Below are 20997 nucleotides of genomic sequence, written 5' to 3'. Positions count from 1 at the left end.
AATTCTAGTAGACTTATGCTGATTGGAATTGACTTTGATAAAGATCAGCATAGAAACCGTCTTTTTCCAATAACTCATGGTGGCTTCCAGTTTCAATAATATTCCCTTTGTCCATAACTAAAATGAGGTCTGCATTTTTAATTGTCGACAATCGATGGGCAATCACAAAGCTGGTTCTGTCCAACATGAGATGATCAATTGCTTGTTGGATTTTAATTTCCGTTTTAGTATCGATACTTGAAGTGGCCTCATCTAAGATCATGACTTTCGGATCGGATAAAATGGTCCGAGCAATGGTTAACAACTGTTGTTGTCCTTGAGAGATCATATTATTTTCACTCGAAATAATCGTATCATAACCTTCTGGTAACGTTTGGATAAAAGAGTCACACTGAGCTTTTTTAGCTGCGGCAATAACTTCTTCTCTAGTAGCGTCTTTCTTTCCGTAGCTAATATTTTCAGCAATGGTTCCTTCAAATAACCATGTATCTTGTAAGACCATACCAAACTGTTTTCTTAGATCATGTCTGGTGAGGGTGTTCGTGTCGATCCCATCAAATAAAATAGAACCACTATTAATTTCGTAGAAACGCATCAATAAGTTTACAAGTGTTGTTTTCCCAGCACCCGTAGGACCTACGATGGCAATCGTCTTTTTAGGTTCTGCAATAAAATTAACATCTTTCATGATCAATTGGTTTTTGTTGTAGCCAAAGCTGACATGCGAAAATTCGATTTGGCCAAGAGGATTATCGATTACATTAGCCTTTTTGATATCAGGAACTTCATTTTCTGCATCTAAAACTTCATAAATCCGTTCAATGGCTGCTAAACAACCTTGAAGCATGTTCACGACGTAAGAGGCTTCTGTAATGGGATCTGAAATTTGATTGACATATTGTAGAAAAGCTTGAAGCAATCCGATTGTTATCGTTCCTTGGATGGCTAAAGTAGCGCCCATTAAGGCACTGCTGATATACGCCAATTGAGTAATGCTTCTCATGATAGGGTAGATTGCAAAGTTAACAAATTGGGCCTTTTTATGTGCTTTATATTGTTCGTCGATTAATTGATCGGCTTTTTGAATGACTTCTTCTTGTTTATTAAAAGCTTTAATAATCGTGTTTCCGGAATAATATTCCTCCGTAGCGCCACTTAATTTTCCTAAGGTATACATATTGTCGCCAAATAACGTTTGATTCTTTTTAGAAATGACTTTCGTGACGATAATATTGACCAGGATCATACAAATAATAATCAAGGATAAGCGGCCGCTAACATAAATCATTAGACTCAACCCAACAATGACAATGATGATTGAACTAATAAACTGATTAAAACTCATGATAATAAAGTTCGCTACTTTATCTGCATCGGCTGTCGTTCGACTTAATAGATCGCCTACTTGTGTTTGATCGTAAAAATTTAAAGGCAATTTATTTAGTTTAGCTGTTATTTTCTTTCGTAAGGTTAGACTGGCCTCTTCGCTGACAGAGGCGATTAAATATTCCTGGAAGTAATTACAAATAAATATGATTCCAGCAATGATTAATAAGATTAAAAGTGGTCCCGTGATTGCAGCTCGAATACTTTCCATCATTGAAGTACCCGGTAATTTTACAGCTTCAATTAGTCCATCAATAGCTTGAGCTGTAACTAAAGGAATCGAAACATAGGCTAATGTGCCAATGATGTTTGAAAGAATAGCTGGAATGGTTTTCTTTTTTTGAAGCATTAGCAGTTCGAAAAAATAATGAACGGCTTTTTTTAGATTTTTTGGTTTTTCTGAGTCTAGTTCTTCTAAAAGCACTTGTTCTTTTTTAGACATTTTCTTTCACCTCGCTTTTAGACAGCATATTTTGAGATTTAGCTAATTCTTGATAAACAGGATTTTTTTCAATTAATTCTGAATGGGTTCCTTTACCCACAATTTTCCCTTCGTTTAAGACGATGATTTGATCAGCATCAATGATCGTGCTGATTCTTTGGGCAATGATTAACGTTACCGCGTCTTTCAATTCTGGTTTTAAAGCGGCTCTTAGTTTCGCATCTGTTTTATAATCCAGTGCTGAAAAACTATCGTCAAATACATAAATCTGAGATTTCTTTATCAGTGCACGTGCGATTGCCAAACGTTGTTTTTGTCCTCCAGAAAAATTGGTTCCTCCTTGAGCTACCAAGGCATTAAATTGCTGATCCTGTTCTTCTATAAACGGTAAGGCCTGAGCAACCTGAGCTGCATGTCTCAATTCATTAACCGTAGCTTCTTTATTCCCATCTAAAATATTATCCTGGATGGTTCCACTAAATAAAAATGCTCTTTGTGGGACATAGCTGATCAATGAACGAAGGTCCTTTTGAGAAAGTTTGCTGATATCTGTACCGTGTATCAAAATGCGACCCTTTTGAATGTCATTGAACCGTAAAAGGATTTTAGCAATCGTACTTTTACCGGATCCCGTTCCACCAACGATAGCCAATACTTCACCTGTGTTGATTGAAAAATCCATGTCTTCTAGGACTGATTTGTCAGCACCTTGGTACTGAAACGTTACATTTTCAAATGACAAAGCAGGCTGCACAGTAACATCTACTTTTTCGTTTAACTGACTATCATCTTCCACTTCTGGCTGAAGTGTCAGTACTTCTTGAATTCTATTTAATGATGCGATTGCTCTAGGTATGTTAAACATAATCAAAGCGGTCATGATAAATGAAGACATTGTGATGACTGAGTACCCGATAACGGCAGTAATGGAACCTACTTGAATGGTGTTGTCTGCAACTAAGGAACTCCCCACCCAAATAATAGGGATCATCGTAAGGGCGTTCAGGCTAAAAGCAACAGGTGTTAGAAAGGCAAAGTACTTATTGATCCGAATCATGTTAGCAGCAAAATCATTAAAACTACCATCAACTTTATTTTTTTCATATTCAGCGTTATCAAATGCACGAATAATTTTTACGCCTTTAAAAAATTGTCTAACAAGCATTGTCATTTTATCCATCTTTTTCTGAATGTTATTGATCAAGCGAGTGGATTTAAACATTACGGCAGTAATCACACCGATAAAAATAAGGATGGATATAAGTGGAATGACCGTCATCATAGGGGAAATCCGATAAGCCAATACAATAGAAATGACTGCCATAAATGGACTCGGTAAAACCATTTGAAAGAGAGATAACGTCACCTCTTGAATATTGACAACATCACTAGACGTTCTTGTGACTAAAGAGGCCACACCTATTTTATTAGTGTCATTTAGTGACAAATCTTGTATTTTTCTAAATAACTTTTTACGGGTTTCTTTTCCAAAACGTGAAGCAATTTCAGAAGTGTAGTAACTTCCAAGCACCCCAACAACAGCTCCTACAAGAATAGTAAGCAACATCTGGATTCCAATAGAAGAAACGACGTGGGTATTTTTTTCTAAAATGCCTTTATCAATGAGTTGAGCAATTAAATAAGGAATGAATAGAGTTGCTACGGATTGAAGTAAAATTAAGCTGCTTGTAACGAGAACAAGCAGTTTGTTTTTCTTTAAAAATGTAAAAAATAAATGCATATTGTTCATGTCTCCTTTTAGTTATTCGTATAAACTTACTTCAAATTGCATAGGAGCAAGAACTATGCTTTGAAATGATCGAATAATAGCAGTATAATCTGTATAGCTACTATACAGTCAAGTTTTATTTTCAAAAACTGTGGACACAAAGAGAGGAATCACATGGAAAAGGAATATTTAACCATCAGTCAGTTTTCTACTTTATCTGGAATCAGTCGCAAAACCCTTATTTATTATGACAAAATCGATTTGTTTTCACCAAAAATGCTTACAGATAAAGGGTATCGAATGTATGAGGAAAAACAATTAGATACCATTAGTGTGATTTACATTTTAAGAGAATTAGGGAAATCAATTAAGGAAATAAAAATCTATTTACAAGAACGAACTCCAGAAAAAATGCTGTCGTTGTTCCTAGAAGAACAAAAACAGATTGATAAAAAAATTAGTACGTTACAGCAATACAAAGATATGTTGGAAAAAAGAATAGAGTTAACAAAGTTGGCAGACGTAGTAACTGTTGGAAAACTTACTTTTATCCAGCAAGAAAAGAAACCGATACTAATCGGTAAAAAAATAAATCAACAAAACAATGAAGCCCTCATTGATTTCTATTCACTTATTGACCAACAACAAATTGTCCAAGGTTTTCCAATAGGAGCGATTATTGGAAAAAATGAATTGGCCAATGGTGAATTTTCAAATTTTAGTTATTTTTATATCAATAAATCGACTGAAGATAAAAATCAGTTAAGTATAAAGCCTGAAGGATGTTACGCAGTCATGTATGATTATTGTGATTACAATAAAACCGAAAAACTGTATCAGAAAATGTTGGATGGTTTAGTAGAAAATGGTTATGAGATTGATGGGGATGCCTATGAAGAATACATCATTGATGAAGTTGCAGAAAAAAATCCAGAAAAGTATTTGGTTAAGGTCATGATTAAAGTGAAAAATAAAAATGAGAATAATTCTGAAATGGTAGATTAGTAACCGTTCACTGATCTAATATCTATCAAAAGATAGAACCTGTTTTGAACCGAATTTGGTTAAGAGGTTTGTACATATACACCATAAGTTTCTTTTTATTCAACTTATAAGGTACTCATTATTTGTTTACCTACTGGAAGTTCCTTGCTAAGTAATCTGTATGGTACTCAATTGATAGTTGTGTACACAATCTATTCAACGATAACTTCCTATTTCTGCTGTATTGAAAACTAAAGTGTTATTCTTAGGGAAATCAATGTTATTGATGTTAATAACATTATTAAAAAAGATAAAATAATTTCTACTTATTACTTTCAGAAAGGATTTAAACGCATGACAGAATATCTATACATTGCAGCAGATGCTCCTTTAAGATCTGGTTTGATAGATGGCAGAAGAGGAGATCAACAACCAAATGAGTTTCAAATGGAAACCAAAGAATATTTTTATTTTGAAAACAACATTAGCGAAGATACTGACGATTATTTTAATTTTAGTTCCCATTTTCTTTTTAAAAAGACCAAATATCAAGTAGCATCGATAGATTCAAACCTTCCTTCGTTTAAGAAACGTGACAGCCTATCTCCAAAATTCAAAAACACATTAAAAGCATTGGAAGGTTATATTCTTGAACAATTTGAAAATGGATGTAACCAGTTAATAATTTTGTATAGTTTAAATAGTTATGAAAATGAGCCTTTAAAGGAAATCGAAGAAATCTACTTAGTTGATTTAAATTATCAAGATTTGTATTATCGTGAAGGTAGATTATTAAAAATTAAAAAGTAAGTAAGAATGATTTTTATCCTTTGAAAAGTACTTTTAGTACTCTTAGTAGTAAGAGTAATCGGACAATTAATATAAAAAATATTGACATCTCTTGTATTTCAATATATTCTTACATTACAAAAGTAAATTAGTCTTCAGGGCAGGGTGCAAGTCCCTACCGGTGGTAAAGCCCACGAGCCGCAAGGCAGATTCGGTTAGATTCCGAAGCCGACAGTATAGTCTGGATAAAGCGAAGACAAAGTAATTGCAGAGAAATTAAGATAGCTATAGTCTTTTTTTGGATAGATAGCAGTCATGAATTTGTGAAGCAACTATTAACTAGTCTTATTTAGCTATAAGTCGAAGCCCTGGATATAAAAATCTGAGGGCTTTTTTGTGTAGAAAAGTAAAAATTAAATAGTCTTCAGGGCAGGGTGCAAGTCCCTACCGGTGGTAAAGCCCACGAGCCGTAAGGCAGATTCGGTTAGATTCCGAAGCCGACAGTATAGTCTGGATAAAGCGAAGACAAAGTAATTGCAGAGAAGTTAAGGTAGCTATAGTCTTTTTTTGGATAGATAGCAGTCTTGAATTTGTGAAGCAATTATAAGAAAGTCTTATTTAACTATAAGTCGAAGCCCTGGATATAAAAGTCTGGGGCTTTTTTGTGTAGAAAAGTAAAAATTGAATAGTCTCCAGGGCAGGGTGCAAGTCCCTACCGGTGGTAAAGCCCACGAGCCGTAAGGCAGATTCGGTTAGATTCCGAAGCCGACAGTGATAGTCTGGATAAAGCGAAGACAAAGTTTACAAAAATCAACAGTAACCGAGTAAAGAGTATTCGGAGTTATTTGTTGAGCCTTGTAAAAAAATGACGAAAGCCCTGAGAGTAGATTCTTAGGGCTTTTTTAATTTGAATGGAGTGAGAGAATTGGATGAAGTATACATGAGGATGGCACTGGAATTGGCAAGAAAGGGTAAAGGGTGGACAACTCCTAATCCTTTAGTTGGAGCGGTCATTGTAAAAGGTGGAAGAATTATTGGGCAAGGCTATCATCAAAAATATGGACAGCCCCATGCGGAAGTAAATGCTATTGCATCAGCCAAAGAAGATGTGACTGGGGCAACATTATATGTCACGTTAGAACCTTGTTCTCATTTTGGAAAAACACCTCCTTGTTCAGACTTACTGATAGACAAGAACATTAAACGAGTAGTCGTGGGAACACTCGATCCAAACCCACTAGTTGCTGGAAAAGGAATCGAAAGGCTTCGTAACAATGGAATTGAAGTAGTGACTGGTGTACTAGAAGAAGAGAGTCAAAAATTGAATGAGATCTTTATAAAATACATTGTCACGAAAGAGCCATTTGTGGTTATGAAAAATGCGATGTCTCTAGATGGAAAAATCGCTACAGTGACAGGCGAATCTCAATGGATTTCTGGTGAGTCATCTAGAAAACAAGTCCATTCTCTGCGCCATGAATTAGCTGGAATTATGGTCGGTATAGAAACGATTATCAAGGATGACCCACAACTAACTTCTAGAACACTAAACAGCCGTAATCCTATTAGAATTGTTGTCGATAGTCAGCTAAGAATCCCAATCGCCTCAAAGGTATTAACCCAACAAGATAAAGCGAAGACAATTGTGGCTACCACGAAAAGAGCCAATAATGAAAAATTAGATACGTTAAAGCAGATGGGTATTGAAGTGATTGTGATTAAAGTAAAATGTGAAAGAGTTGATTTACGAGAATTAATGAAGGTAATAGGAGCTAAAGGAATCGATAGTATCTTACTGGAAGGCGGTGCAAATTTGAATTTCTCGGCTTTAGAAGAAGGGATCGTGGACAAAATACAGTCCTATATTGCGCCAAAAATAATTGGAGGAAAAGAGGCTAAAACCGCTGTAGAAGGGGCAGGTATCCAATTATTAAAAAATGCGTTTAAAATTGATCGAATGACGCCTGTGATGGTTGGAGAAGATCTGTTTGTGGAAAGCTATATTGTTAAATAAAGAGAAACAATCGATTGGAGGAAAAGCATGTTTACAGGAATTATTGAGGAAATGGGAACGATTCAATCCATCAAACGAGGTGAAAAATCTTCAATATTGAAGATAAAGGGAAAAAAAGTATTGCAAGGGACTCGTATCGGGGATAGCATCTCGACAAATGGCATCTGTTTGACAGTAACAAAAATAGAAAATGATTCTTTTGAAGCGGACGTCATGTCTGAATCTTTGATAAGAACGAACATAGGAGAATTGACGCCTGGAAGTTATGTCAATATGGAACGAGCACTAAGTTTGGAAACACGTCTTGGTGGCCATATGGTTAGTGGCCATATCGATGGAACGGGAAAGATAAGAGAAATGAAGCGTGAGGATAATGCCGTTTGGATCACGGTTGAAACAAGTCCTAAATTATTGCGTTACATTATTGAGAAAGGTTCTATAGCGATTGATGGCGTTAGTTTGACAGTTGTGACGGTTGATAATCAATCGTTCAAGGTTTCTGTCATTCCTCATACCGGTGAAGAGACCGTTCTATTGCATAAGCAACCAGGAGATGCTGTAAATCTTGAATGCGATATGATCGGAAAATATGTTGAAAAATTATTAGGTTTGGATTCGAAATTGCCAGTTCAAGAGAGTCAAGTAACGACAGAATTTTTGAAAGATAACGGGTTCTTTTAGAACAGAATGGAGAGACATATGTTTAATACAATTGAAGAGTTACTTGCTGATTTAAGAGCTGGGAAAAACATTTTATTGGTAGATGATGAAGACAGAGAAAATGAAGGAGACATTATTTGTGCGGCTGAATTTGCTACTACAGAAAATGTGAACTTTATGGCTAGTTATGCCAAAGGTCTAATTTGTATGCCTATGCCTAAAAGCTATACAAAGAAGTTCGCATTGCCACAAATGAGTCTAAACAGTACAGATAATCATGGGACAGCTTTTACCATTTCAGTGGATCATGTGGAAACGACAACGGGTATTTCAGCTGGGGAACGGTCATTGACCGCTATGAAATTGGTGAGCGATGATGCAAAAGCGGAAGACTTTAGAAGACCAGGGCATATGTTCCCGTTAGAAGCTGTTGACGGGGGTGTATTGGTTCGAAATGGACATACAGAAGCAACGGTTGACTTGATGGGTTTAGCAGGTTTGCAACCAGTGGGTCTGTGTTGTGAAATCATGAATGAAGATGGATCGATGGCAAGAAGAGACGATTTATTGGCTTTAGCTGATGATTATGATTTGAAAATCGGTACAATTGCCGATTTAATTGAGTATCGAAAAACCCAAGAACAAGTTATTTTCCGCGAATCTAAAGCACTGTTACCTACCAAATATGGAGATTTTGACATCTATGCCTATGAACATACGGTAACTGGTGAACACCATGTCGCCTTGGTTATGGGTGAAGTCAGTGATGGAGAGCCGGTACTTTGTCGTATCCATTCGGAATGTTTGACAGGTGATGTATTTGGTTCTAAAAAATGTGATTGTGGTCAACAATTGGATGCAGCAATGAAACGAATTGCAGATGAAGGACGTGGGATTTTAGTTTACATGCGTCAAGAGGGGCGTGGAATTGGCTTAGTCAATAAAATAAGAGCTTATGCGTTGCAAGATCAAGGACACGATACCATTGAAGCTAACTTATTGCTTGGTTTTCCAGTTGATCTACGAGAGTACTATGAATGCAAACAAATTTTTGATGACTTGGGTGTTTCTCATCTACGCCTGATGACTAATAATCCACTGAAAGTAGAGAGTATGGATAAATACGGTTTGGATATTGTAGAAAGAATTTCACTTCAAATGGAAGCTTTTGCGGAAGATAAAGACTATTTAAAGATCAAGCAAGAAAAAATGCATCATCATTTGAACTACTAAAAATGGACAGCGTACTACAAAAAATATCATACATGGAGGAATTAAAATGAACGTATTCGAAGGACAATTAATTGCAAAAGACTTAAAAGTGGGTATCGTGATTGCACGGTTTAATGAATTTATAGGATCAAAATTATTAAGTGGAGCTGTTGACGGTTTAAGAAGACATGGCATGCTAGAGGAAGAAATCACAGTTGCGTGGGTTCCAGGAGCTTATGAAATTCCATTAGTTGCACAAAAAATGGCAGCTTCAGGAAAGTATGATGCTATTATTACTTTAGGGGCAGTCATTAAAGGGTCTACCTCGCACTACGATTATGTCTGTTCTGAAGTTTCAAAAGGAGTAGCTGCAGCTGCAATGAATACAGGTGTACCCGTAATGTTTGGGGTCTTAACGACAGATAACATTGAACAAGCCATTGAACGTGCCGGTACGAAAGCTGGAAACAAAGGTTATGAATCTGCAGTTTCAGCGATTGAAATGGCCAATCTATTGAAAGGCATGTAAGGTCGGATCATGGATAAAACAAGACTAAAGAACATTCAAACCAATATTTTTGATTACGATGGGACACTGCATGACAGTACGGCAAACTATATTGCTGCTTTCAAAATGGCTTATAACTATTTGATCGAGAATAAAAAAGCTGACCCAAGAGAGTGGAAAGATAAAGAAATCACTAAATGGTTAGGGTATAGCAGTAAAGACATGTGGGAAAATTTCATGCCTAATTTAGATGCTGAACACCAAGCTACTGCTTCAAAAATCATAGGAGAAACGTTGCTGAAAAAAGTTCTCGCAAAAGAAGCAACTCTTTATACTGGAGCTTTGGAAACATTAGGTTACTTAAGACATAAAGGATACCAACTTATCTTTTTAAGTAATTGTAGTGAAAAATATATGAATGCACATCGGCAAGCTTTTCAGTTAAATCAGTATTTTGAAGAGATGTATTGCACAGAAACATTTGAGTATAGTGCCAAATACAAGATTTTTGAATTAATTGAAAAACAGTATAAAGAAAATTTTCTTATTGTCGGAGATCGCATACAGGATTTTGAAATTGGTCACTACCACAATCTAGTTAACATAGGATGTAATTATGGATTTGGGTCAGAAGAAGAATTGCAACAATCAGATATAAGGATAAATGCTATCCAAGAATTGCAAGACATTCTTTAGATAACAGATTTTAAATAAGATAGTTTTTTTACTTATGTGAGAAAAAGATAGCCTTCAGTTTGTTTAGAACAAACTGAAGGCTATCTTTTTTAATAAGGTGAGCTTTACTAAACTTCTCCAACAAACGCCCAAGTCTTTCCGTTGTCTTTGGATTGATACAAGGCTTTAGAGCCGCCGTTATAATCGCCATCTTGACCTTGATTCACCTGAATAAACAGACTGTCGCTTTCTTTATAAGGCATTTCTGGAAAATCGAAAGGAGCGTACTTCTCAGAATCGGTTAAAGGGACTTCGATTATGGGCAATTCTACTGGTTCAAAAGTGACACCGCCATCGGTCGTCAAATAAAGATCCGCATAACTGCCACCACTGCGAGACAATCCAATAAAGCCAAGGTTTTCATCCATAAACGTTATCCCAGATGAAACGCCTAGTTGTCCTACAAATGGATCAGAGTTAACAACGTCCCAAGTATTTCCACCATCTGTGGTTTTGTTCAAGGTATAGAAACGTGAGCCTAACGCAGCATCTACTACGAATAATTGATAACCAGTTTTTTCAGTCAAAAAGTACGTTTCATTGTCATTCATGTTTTGATCGGTTGGAACATCTCCAATTTGTGCAGGAGATACTGTTGGTGAATAGTCAACAAAACGTACCGGTGTGATCGTGTTGTTATTTGGGGTATAAACAGAAATCGTATAGCCAATAATTTCATTGAAGGCTGTTTCGATTGGAAAGGTATCTCCCTTTTCATCAAAATAAAGAATCCCTTCAGTATTGTATCCCCAACTGCGGGAACCAGCATAATAGATGCCAAGGGTTTCTTCATCCCAATCTTTGACCGTTTCTTTTATTGGAAGATTTTCCATTGCATCTAACAGTGGTTGAAGTCTCATCGTTTTCTCAAAGGTTGGATTGACGTTTCCGTTCAAAGTCACACTGAGTTCATCACTTTTTGAACTATCATAATCGATCAAAAAACTTTCCGTCTCACCATCTTCGTTTAAACCGTACAAAAAGCTGTATAAAGTAGTAATGTCACCCTTTTTATTAAAGGTCAATTCAACTTGATTACTGACATACAATTCTTCTGGCAAATCATATTTCGTTTCAAGGTCTTCAAGTAATCCATTTAAGCCATCTTCATAGACATTATTATGAACAAATTGAACATCGCTAGATTGCAAGTAGTCTTGAATCACAAAAGCTAATCTTCCTTGGGAATTTGTGCCACTTTGATAAAGACTTATACCAGATGCAAGTGTGATCAAAAGGAATGAATTCACACTGAACAGAAAGAGGAATTTGCTACGTCTTATAGAACGGGGAGAAGTGGATTGATTTTTATTGGTTTTCCATATGTACCAATAAAAACCCCAGCCAACCCAAACAAACAGACTAAGAAAAATGATTAGGATAATGGGAGCTTTCTGAGCAATCCCGCCGTCTTGAGCAAGTGAACATAAGTAATAACACCCTATAGCGTAGATAGCTACGGTAATCGGATTAAAAATAAAAGCTCTCAATTTATAATTTTTGTTCTTCAAGTAAATCTCATCCTCATTAGTATAAAATTTTCGGAAAGTTATAGGCATAGTTTAGCACTTTTTCAGTGTCTTATTCAATGAAGAAATGACTATAACTTTGGTATTATCAGCAACATTAATTTTCAATATTATTTTGAAAATAGTTTTAACTTATTTTTTAATTTTTTTGCATTGAAGCCAAGAAGTGCATCAGACAACCCAGTATTAAAGGATAAAAATAGGTAAGTCATTATTCCGATAACGGCAGCAAAGATGACGATAAGAAAACTATGCATTTTACGTTCAGGATCTAAAAATAGATAAAGAAAGTTTCTTACCAGCAATACAACAAGAAGCATTAGAATACATGAAAAAGAAATTAAAACAGTTCTTTTGAGCAGCAGCTTAATATCTGGATGAGTAATGTTGATTATTTTTTTTAGATTTAAGATGCAAATTATTCCAAATGAAATAGCAGTAGCTAGTAATGGACCATAAACTTCAAAAATTGAAATTAATGGGTATTGTAAAATCAGTTTTACTATAGCTCCTATAAGTAAGGTAAAGATGGCATATCTATTTTGATTAATACTTTGGAGAATACTTGAACTTAGCATATAAAAACCGAGGATAAAACCAGTTAAACAAGCTTGTATAAGAACTTTTGTCCCTAAGTTGCTTGGTTCATAAAATAGCGTGTAAAGAGGTTTTGCTAATAAAATCATTCCTAATATAGATGGAAGGGTGATAAAAAGGAAAAGTTGAATATTGTTTGTCACCATCTTTGATAATGAAAGTTTGTCTTTTTTTGTAAAAAATTCTGTTAATAGAGGAAGACCAGCACTTGATAGAGATGTAGCTAAGGCAATTACAATCATCGTTAATTTATCAGGATTTGTGCTGAAAATCGCAAATAATTCAGTTAAGCGCATATCAGAATAAGTAGAAATTTGACTCATGATTCTAGAAAATGTAAATTGATCAATTAATTTAAAAAGCGAAATACCTGAGGCCACAATGATAAAAGGTATCGATACTTGTAGCAGTTCTTTCAATAAACCTTTAGAGTTAATTTCCGACTTTTTATTTTGCAGAAATATGCTATTAAGTGGTGCCTCTTTATGTAGTTTAAACAATAAATAGACGTAACTTACTATTAGACCAATAAAAGCTGCAAACGTTGAATGAACCACTGCTGTAACATAATTTCCGTTTAATACCTTCATAATAATAAAAGTTGAAAGCAGCATATAAATGACTCTTCCTATTTGTTCCAAAATTTGCGAAACAGCGTAAGGTTTCATTTGTTGGTTTCCTTGAAAATAACCTCTTATAACACTCATACTAGGGAAAAAAATAACAATAATACTTAAGGATCTGATGACTGCTGTCAAATCTTGATCATCACCAGAACTTTTTGCAATTATCGGCGAAAAAAGATACATACCAAAACTAGCTATGACTCCAATAAAGGTGGCTATTTTAAGAGAGCTATAAAAGAACTGATTGCTCATTTCGGGATCATTCAATGAATTGTAATAAGCGATTTGCTTTGTTACAGCAGAAGGAATTCCAGCCGTGGAGATTAATAAAAATATAGCATATATATTATAACCCATTCCATAAAGTCCATTAGCTACTTTTGCATGTTCCCCCATCCAAGAATACCAAGGAATAATATAAATTAATCCAAGAAATCTAGAAAGAAAATTTCCGACAGTTAACCAAAAAGTCCCTTCAATCATCTTATTTGTTTTAGAACTTGTAGTTTCCATATTTAATTCATTAGATTCATCCATAGTATCCTCCAACTTTTATTAGACCAAAACTAGCTGTTAATTATTCAATTCAATCTATTACTAAACATTCAGAAGTAAGGTAAATGAACATACCAATTTATTGTCCTTCTATAAATAGTATACAATAAAAGAAAATAGAACTACGGCCAGTTGCTAAACGTAAGAAAAACTTTAAACACTATCTAAATTAGGTATACTTTAAGTACTTTTCTGAAAAAAATTTAAAATAGTCTATACTAACAGATAAAGAGGAGGGAAAGTGTTGAGTTTTAAGTCGATAAATTTAATAAACAATATGCTTACTGGTCTAGGAAAACCTAATATTACAGCTCTATCTGAGGAGAATCATAACTATGAATATGAGGGAACGAGCTTTAGTATTGCAGACAATACCTATCGGAGTCGCTTAGCTAAATTGACCCCAAGTAAAAAAGGGTATTTTGTAGTTTTCTGGAAGAAAAATGATACTAATAAAAATCAAGCCTATTCTTACGATGAAAGCCCAGAAAAGATAATAATTTCGGTTATAGATAATGAATTACAAGGACAATTTATTTTCCCAAAATCTATATTACTTAAACAAGGAGTTTTGAGAACAGGAAATTCTAAAGGGAAAATGGCAATACGGGTTTACCCTTCTTGGGAGAATGAGCTAAACCAATCTGCAATAAAGACTCAAGAGTGGCAAAGAGAGTACTTTATTGATTTATCAAACGAAGTAGATAACAATAGGCTAACAAAACTATATTTTTCTAAATTAATTAACTTAAAGTGAAGGGGTGTTCAACGTGACTAATTACGAAAAACAATTGATAGAAATGATTGAACAGGACACTTACATAGTATCGATTCTAGAAACAGTTGAGAAATTAAAGGTAAATGATGCCTGGGTATGTGCGGGGCTTATTCGAAATAAAGTATGGGATAGTTTGTATAATACAATAACGTCTATAAATGATATTGATGTTATTTATTTTGATACTGCAGATATTTCCTGGGAAATGGAAAAGCAGTTGGAAGCAGAGTTAAAAGCTTTGTTTCCAAATCAACCTTGGTCAGTAAAAAATCAAGCCCGTATGCATTTGAAAAGCGGCTTTGATCCTTTTACTTCAACGTATGCTGGTGTTGCCCATTTTCCAGAAACACCAACTGCAATAGCTGTGAGGCTTTGCAATAATGATATTGAAATTATGGCTCCCTATGGAATAGAGGATTTATTTGAAATGAAGGTGAAGCCTACACCCTTTTATCAAAAGAATAGCGAATTTCATTCAATATATGTTGAACGCATTAAAGACAAAGAATGGGATAAAATATGGCGAAATTTATCTATAGAATTTTAAAAATAAACTAATAGTTTCTGATTAGGATGATATACATAAAGAAAAGAGTTCACAAAACAAAAATAGCAATTAGTTTAAGTAGTAAATAATTGTGTAATCGTATGGGGAATTTATTACTTCAAAAGAAAGTAGGATTTTTATGGATAAAAGCCAAGTTATAATCATAAGCGGGGTAACAGCAAGCGGAAAAACTACGTTAATAAATGAATTACATAAAGAAATTCCATCAAGCACTATTATTTCATTTGATGATTATAGTATAGATAAGCTAGATACGGCACCTCAACTAGGTGATATTTTAGATAATCCTGAATTGTATGTAAATCAATATGACATTAGCCTACTGATGGCTGATTTTTTTGCTTCTTATAATAAAGTTCCAGTAATACTCATTGACTTTCCTTTTGGCTATCAACATGACATGCTTAGACCTTACATCAATAAAGTAGTCTATATTAAAACGCCTTTAGATATCACGTTTGCTAGACAGCTAGTAAGAGACTATCAAAAGAGAACATCTGAAGAAATTATCCAATGGTCTAAGGACTATTTAAACTTTGCCAGACCTATTTTTAAGGCTCATGAGCGATCTATTTCTTCAACTGCAGATTTATTGCTTGATGGAGAACTGCCGCTAGACCAACAAATTTTTAAAGTAAAGCAACTAATTTATTAGCTAATAAGCCTATCTGTTTGATGATGAAATAGGAAGTTGATAATGCAATTTATTTAAGTTACAATTAGTAAGTAAATGAGGATTACTTAATAAGTCAAATTACTTTAAACCAATAAAAAATAACTACTAGGAGTGTTGACATGCAAGTAGAATTTTTCCATGATGTGATTTGCAGTTTTTGTTTTCCAATGTCTTATCGCATGAGGAAAGTGGCTGAAAAATATCCAAAACTAGAAATCATCCATCGTTCATTTGCTTTAGGCTGGGAGAAAGAACAGTTTATTCAGCAATTTGGTTCGCATGAAGCAGTAAAACCTGAAGTAATTCATCATTGGGAAAATGCCAACCAAAATGATGACGAACACCGTTTTAATATAGAAGGAATGAAAGAGCAGGATTTCTTATTTCCAACATCTAAAAATGGATTAAAAGCTGCAAAAGCTGCTGGAATGATTGCGGATCAAGACACGTATTGGGCTGTATTTGATGGCCTGCAACAGGCTTTGTTTGTAGAAAATAGAGATATCTCAGATTTGACAGTGATTGAAGAGGTAGTAAAGAAAACTTCAGTTGATTTTGATGATTGGAAAGTGCAATTCGAGAATCCAGAAACGGAACAAGCAGTTATGGAAGATTTACAAAGAGTAGAAGCTTATGGCATTCAAGGAGCACCTGCTATAGTGGTGAATCAAAAATATTTAATCAGCGGAGCACAACCGCAAGAAGTGATTGAACAAACGATTGAACAAATTGCTGAAGAAGAAGGTTTCCAATTAAAAGGATTAACCATAATGGGAACAGATGCTGCTGCGTGTAATATGATTGATGGCAAATGGGTTTGTGACTAAAGGTTAATGAAGATAGGTAAATAGTGAATATATGAAAGCTTAAGTTTTGTTCCATAGCTATTCGGACTATACGAATGATTATGGAACTGACTAGAAGCTTTCTTTTTTTTTTGAAAGAAATACCTATTTGACAAACAAACTAGTTTTTACGAGTAACTTATTTAAAGGAGTTAAGGAAATCGTTTCCTAGAATGGAACGGTATTGGTATACTAAAATCAGATAATCAATAGTGAATGCATGAGGGTTCAACATTAGGGGGTATGGGGATGAATAAAAGAATGAAAAAGGGATTAGGTATTGGAGGAGCTTTTTTAGGATGCTTCGCTTTTAGTGAAACAGTTTTTGCTGAAAATGAATTATCAGATATGAAGATTGAAATTGAACTGCAAGAAGACGGATCTGGAATCGTCACAGAGCATAGAGCGATGAATATGGATGATGGTACTGAGTTATATATCGTGTTGGATGATCTGCAAGATTCTCAATTACTTGATTTTTCAGTAGCTGGTTATCAAGTGATGGAACCATGGAATCTAGATGCTTCATTGGAAGAAAAAGCTGGCCAATACGGTACTGTAGTGACAGATGATGGATTAGAACTCATATGGGGTATTGGCGAATATGGAGAAAACAATTATGAAGTAACGTATACTTTATCAAATTTAGTTCGTGAATTGGAAGATGGACAAGGTTTGCTATGGAATTTTGATACGTTTTCTGACATACCAGCAGAAAATTTGACGGTTGAAATTACTGGATTTGAACCCTTTACCGAAGAAAATGTCCGTTTCTGGGGATTTGGTTTTGAAGGGGATATACAATTAGAAGGAAACATGATTGTGTGGGAAGCAGAGGAAGAAGTTGACGATAGTAAAGATGTAACGGCTTTGCTACAATTCCCGCAAGGTATGTTTACTACACAAGCCAGTGTAGGGATGACATCCGAAGAGCAACGTGAAATGGCTATGAATGGTTCAGCGTATAACGATGAAGCTACTTCTGCTACAGTTCCAATCATTATTGGTTCTCTAATAGCGATTGCTGGTGGAGGGATCACAGCTTTTATTATCAAATATTCTAAAAAATTAAAAAAAGCGAGAGAAGAAGCGGGACAAATGCGTACTGGAAAAGAAAGAATCAAAGAAAATAGTGAGACTGTATTAGAAGAGATTCCTTACCATGGAGATGATTTTGCAGGTATCGCTTATTTATTGCAAGACATCGATAAAGGCTATTTTGAAGATTACTTCTCAGCCTATTTACTGAAATGGTCTTCAGAAGAACGGATCCTAATTCATACAGCTGAAGATAAGTCGTTGTTTGGTGATGATTACGATACAGAAATAGAAATCATTCATTTTGAAGAAGAGCGTGTACGTTATCCACAATCATTCAAAGAATTTGTGGATAACATTGAAACAAATCCTGAAGCGAAGTATGAGACGGGATTATGGATCATGTTATTAGATGCTTCAAATAGCAGTGGATTCATTGAAGATAATGACATGAAGAAATGGGCTAAAAAACATGCCAAAGAAGTCGGAACTTATGCCGATTATCTGATTGATTACTCAAAAGAGTATCTAGAAAAAGAAGGCCTGATTTCATTTGGAAAAGTTGACGTTTGGGGTGCCAAACATGAGGTAGCTGTTGCCAGTCCTGAAGGCGATGAATTATTTGACCGTCTAGTTCAGTTTGATAATTATTTAGAAGAAATCGATTTAGAAGGTTTTGCGGATAACACTAACCCATTCTCTTTTGAAGAATTTTTGTTCTGGAATACGTTGTACTATAGAAGCGAAGAAATAACAGAAGAGTTTAAGGAAATGATTCCGAATCCAGATAATATTTCTGGCGAAAATCAATTCATTTATCATTACTGGTATTGGAATGGTGTAACAGGGTTTAGAAACAACTGGTCCAGTGGATTAGAGAGTGGCGGATTCCACTCAAGTTCTTCATCATCAGTATCAGGTACTGGTGGCTCAACTTCCTTTGGCGGTGGTGGAGGTGCCGGTGGTGGAGGCGGCGGAGGGGCTCGATAGGAGAGTCTTTAGTCACAAACGGTTTTGGGAATGAGGAAGTGCCATATAAAGGATGGAATGACCGTCATATAGTATATAAACTCAGGTTGTAGGTCACAGCCGTGTGACAAAACTAACTATATGGTACGTAAGAACAGTTTGTGGTCCCTATGTATATGATGAGACTAATCATACGGTCCGCAAACTCTTTTTGATAGCGATAAGAATTAAAAAACTCTATTCATATAGTAGATAAGAATGTAGTATTTATTATGCGGATAAAATTACTTTCACTTCATAGATGAAAATAATTAAGTTTGCTTGGGAATTTTGATTGAACTAATTTAATGCAATTCTAGTGATTTTAACTAAACAGAAAAGACAAAATATCTTTTATATGATATTTTGTCTTTTCTGTTTAGTTTAACGACTGCAATTCTTTTAAGCCTTCAAAAAATGTCCAGCCATTAGTTGAACGACCTGAAACTAACTCAGCAGCACGAGAAGGACTATTAAAAGAGATATTAATTGCTGCTTTTAAAACTCCATTTTCTTCTACTACTTTTCCATCCTCAATATAGCTATCCATCACATCGTTGTAACGAGTAAAAAAGTTGCCAGTTTTCCAAAATTCGCTTGATTTAACAGGCCTACGTAATTCGCTGTCTTTAGTTATAATAAATTGACCATCTTTTACAAAAATACGTGATTTATAATCTCTATTTTTGGGATAGTAAAATTTTTCATCATTTAAATTAGTTTGAATGGGATCAATTGAAACTCCTTCTGCACTTAAGAGAAACTCAATTTGTTTAATATAGGATAGGATATTTGGTTTGTCATACATACTGACATTTGGTTCATTTGTGCGTGGATCTTTATTCATTAGTATATAACTGCTTTTTTTAAATCTTTTAATAAATTCATATTCCATATAATCTATAGTTAATTTATCAAAACTGTTATTATCAGTTACAAACAAAATGCAGTACGACCAAAAATTTTTTTTATTAATATGGTCAAAAATTCGTTTTACACCATTTATAGATTGGCCTATATACGTTTTCTTATTATCAGTATCACTGTTATCAAATAAAAAATAAATTGCATAGTTAGTTGAAGAATCTAGTCTTTCGATTTCTTTTATGTGTTCTTTTGTAAAATAAAAAGCTTTAATTTGATTTGTTCGATCTTGGAAAACTTTCAAATGTGCTGCTTTATTTTCATTTGGATAGAAATAAGTGATTGTCTTTTCTATGATCATTCTCCTCTTTTCTGAGTGTTATCTATCTTTAGTATAGCTTATATTAGAAAAGGCACAAATAAATGAATAAAAAATGTTTGTTTTTAATCAAATCCTATATATGATTTTTCACCTTGGATATTGCGAGGAGTTCCTTGACTATCAACATAATTATAGCCAATCAGTTTAATGTGATCTGGGAAAAGGTGAACTCCATTTATCTCTGTCACTGATTCAGCATACTTATAGAAATCATATCTATTTTGCTTTCTTCCAGATTTAGTTTCTCTTGCCTTTACTTCATATCTCGGACTAGCCTTAATGATTTTAAAAGCACTAACGATCATGCCACTTCCCGGATAGACACCTAAAATGTATTCTATATCATTTGCCTTTTCCAAACTCATCGCCCATTTACCTAGAGTTCTCATTTTTAAAGCTTCGGATTCAGGGTTATACATTTCTTCAGCTTTTAAATCTCTTTTTGGATTTGATATATCTGTGGTGGGTTTAATTTTTACAAACATGATTTTATGAGGACTAAGAACTTTAACATCAACCGGTTTGGGACTAAGAGCATCTTGTAATACTTCAACTCTCCCAAAGGTTTGTAAAGCTGACTTTTGTTCATCAGAACGATGACCGCTCATAATATTAGTCAACTGTTTTATGTTAAGCTGTTGACTGTCTATTAACTTACAGAAATTAATCACTGCATTCTCTACATGAAAAGCCTCATTTTCACTTAAACCAAACGTTAATATGTATTTTTCAACTTCAAAACCTTGTGAATGAATTTGGCTTATTACATTTAATTTTTCTTTCTCAATAAAATCATTGTTATTGTCATATTTTAAATACTCATGTTCATGAGCAAACACTCTATTTTTTGTTCCTTTGCCAATATAAAAAACAGTATGACTGATTGGATTAACTAGTACATAGACATAGTAACGTAATTGAGTCATTACTTCTTCTGTAAACCGGTTCATAAACAAATCTCCTTTAGAAAATTTTACTCTGGCTTTTTTTAAGACATTATAATTATTTGAAATATTACAAGAATTTTGTATACAAATTTAAAAATGAATGAAAAAATTACTTCTTATTAATT

The 20997-nt window shown here is 34.5% G+C and carries 18 protein-coding genes and 3 riboswitches; of the genes, 12 read left to right on the top strand and 6 right to left on the bottom strand.

Annotated features, from left to right (window positions below; genetic code table 11):
- Positions 1–13: 13 nt before the first annotated feature.
- Both NST49_RS00785 and NST49_RS00780 read right to left on the bottom strand, forming a co-directional pair.
- Positions 14–1828 carry an ABC transporter ATP-binding protein gene (locus NST49_RS00785; RefSeq protein ID WP_089977992.1) on the bottom strand — a complete coding sequence of 605 codons (1815 nt, stop codon included), beginning with the start codon at positions 1826–1828 and terminating at the stop codon, positions 14–16.
- The gene (locus tag NST49_RS00780; protein WP_341046501.1) at positions 1821–3569 is read right to left on the bottom strand and encodes an ABC transporter ATP-binding protein; all 1749 of its coding nucleotides are present in this window, start codon (positions 3567–3569) and stop codon (positions 1821–1823) included. The genes NST49_RS00785 and NST49_RS00780 overlap by 8 nt, the downstream gene beginning before the upstream one ends.
- Positions 3570–3731: 162 nt before the next feature.
- On the opposite strand from NST49_RS00780, the gene NST49_RS00775 reads away from it, so the two are divergent.
- The 7 genes from NST49_RS00775 (at position 3732) to NST49_RS00745 (ending at position 10420) form a co-directional block, all read left to right on the top strand.
- A complete protein-coding gene (locus tag NST49_RS00775) occupies positions 3732–4562 on the top strand; it encodes a MerR family transcriptional regulator (RefSeq protein WP_341046499.1) in 831 nt (276 codons plus the stop codon).
- 333 nt (positions 4563–4895) lie between these two features.
- The gene (locus tag NST49_RS00770) at positions 4896–5351 is read left to right on the top strand and encodes a hypothetical protein (RefSeq protein WP_341046498.1); all 456 of its coding nucleotides are present in this window, start codon (positions 4896–4898) and stop codon (positions 5349–5351) included.
- A gap of 126 nt (positions 5352–5477) precedes the next feature.
- Positions 5478–5592, top strand: a riboswitch (FMN riboswitch).
- 154 nt (positions 5593–5746) lie between these two features.
- A riboswitch (FMN riboswitch) is annotated at positions 5747–5861 on the top strand.
- 153 nt (positions 5862–6014) lie between these two features.
- Positions 6015–6130, top strand: a riboswitch (FMN riboswitch).
- A 125-nt stretch (positions 6131–6255) separates the two neighbouring features.
- Positions 6256–7344 (top strand): bifunctional diaminohydroxyphosphoribosylaminopyrimidine deaminase/5-amino-6-(5-phosphoribosylamino)uracil reductase RibD, encoded by a 1089-nt coding sequence (gene ribD / locus NST49_RS00765; RefSeq protein ID WP_341046497.1) that lies wholly within the window; start codon positions 6256–6258, stop codon positions 7342–7344.
- Between the two features lie 27 nt (positions 7345–7371).
- Positions 7372–8025: a riboflavin synthase gene (locus NST49_RS00760; RefSeq protein WP_341046495.1), complete on the top strand. Its 654-nt coding sequence runs from the start codon at positions 7372–7374 to the stop codon at positions 8023–8025.
- Positions 8026–8043: 18 nt separating this feature from the next.
- A complete protein-coding gene (locus tag NST49_RS00755; RefSeq protein WP_445662717.1) occupies positions 8044–9237 on the top strand; it encodes a bifunctional 3,4-dihydroxy-2-butanone-4-phosphate synthase/GTP cyclohydrolase II in 1194 nt (397 codons plus the stop codon).
- A gap of 46 nt (positions 9238–9283) precedes the next feature.
- Entirely contained in the window at positions 9284–9745 is a 462-nt protein-coding gene (gene ribH / locus NST49_RS00750) for a 6,7-dimethyl-8-ribityllumazine synthase (RefSeq protein WP_013710124.1), read from the top strand.
- Positions 9746–9754: 9 nt separating this feature from the next.
- Complete coding sequence (locus NST49_RS00745) at positions 9755–10420, top strand: HAD family hydrolase (protein ID WP_341046486.1); 666 nt, start codon at positions 9755–9757, stop codon at positions 10418–10420.
- 107 nt (positions 10421–10527) lie between these two features.
- Here the strand turns inward: NST49_RS00745 and NST49_RS00740 are convergent, their stop codons facing one another.
- Both NST49_RS00740 and NST49_RS00735 read right to left on the bottom strand, forming a co-directional pair.
- Positions 10528–11970 carry a WD40/YVTN/BNR-like repeat-containing protein gene (locus NST49_RS00740; protein ID WP_341046483.1) on the bottom strand — a complete coding sequence of 481 codons (1443 nt, stop codon included), beginning with the start codon at positions 11968–11970 and terminating at the stop codon, positions 10528–10530.
- Positions 11971–12098: 128 nt separating this feature from the next.
- Complete coding sequence (locus NST49_RS00735; protein ID WP_445662716.1) at positions 12099–13724, bottom strand: putative polysaccharide biosynthesis protein; 1626 nt, start codon at positions 13722–13724, stop codon at positions 12099–12101.
- 286 nt (positions 13725–14010) lie between these two features.
- On the opposite strand from NST49_RS00735, the gene NST49_RS00730 reads away from it, so the two are divergent.
- The 5 genes from NST49_RS00730 to NST49_RS00710 all read left to right on the top strand — a co-directional run bounded on the left by NST49_RS00730 (position 14011) and on the right by NST49_RS00710 (position 18661).
- Positions 14011–14523: a MepB family protein gene (locus NST49_RS00730; RefSeq protein ID WP_341046481.1), complete on the top strand. Its 513-nt coding sequence runs from the start codon at positions 14011–14013 to the stop codon at positions 14521–14523.
- Positions 14524–14536: 13 nt separating this feature from the next.
- A complete protein-coding gene (locus tag NST49_RS00725; protein WP_341046479.1) occupies positions 14537–15091 on the top strand; it encodes a nucleotidyltransferase family protein in 555 nt (184 codons plus the stop codon).
- A gap of 139 nt (positions 15092–15230) precedes the next feature.
- The gene (locus NST49_RS00720) at positions 15231–15767 is read left to right on the top strand and encodes an adenylyl-sulfate kinase (protein ID WP_301426251.1); all 537 of its coding nucleotides are present in this window, start codon (positions 15231–15233) and stop codon (positions 15765–15767) included.
- A 140-nt stretch (positions 15768–15907) separates the two neighbouring features.
- Positions 15908–16615, top strand: a complete 708-nt coding sequence (locus tag NST49_RS00715; RefSeq protein WP_341046478.1) for a DsbA family oxidoreductase — start codon at positions 15908–15910, stop codon at positions 16613–16615.
- A gap of 267 nt (positions 16616–16882) precedes the next feature.
- Complete coding sequence (locus NST49_RS00710) at positions 16883–18661, top strand: DUF2207 domain-containing protein (protein ID WP_341046476.1); 1779 nt, start codon at positions 16883–16885, stop codon at positions 18659–18661.
- Positions 18662–19058: 397 nt separating this feature from the next.
- Here the strand turns inward: NST49_RS00710 and NST49_RS00705 are convergent, their stop codons facing one another.
- Both NST49_RS00705 and NST49_RS00700 read right to left on the bottom strand, forming a co-directional pair.
- Positions 19059–19904 (bottom strand): GIY-YIG nuclease family protein, encoded by an 846-nt coding sequence (locus NST49_RS00705; protein WP_341046475.1) that lies wholly within the window; start codon positions 19902–19904, stop codon positions 19059–19061.
- Between the two features lie 83 nt (positions 19905–19987).
- On the bottom strand, positions 19988–20875 hold the full coding sequence (locus NST49_RS00700; protein WP_341046473.1) for an LEM-3-like GIY-YIG domain-containing protein: 888 nt from the start codon (positions 20873–20875) through the stop codon (positions 19988–19990).
- Positions 20876–20997: the final 122 nt, after the last annotated feature.

The sequence above is a fragment of the Carnobacterium sp. FSL W8-0810 genome, from assembly GCF_038007125.1.
Lineage (GTDB): Bacteria > Bacillota > Bacilli > Lactobacillales > Carnobacteriaceae > Carnobacterium_B > Carnobacterium_B inhibens.
This window is presented reverse-complemented; position numbering and strand designations above follow the sequence as displayed.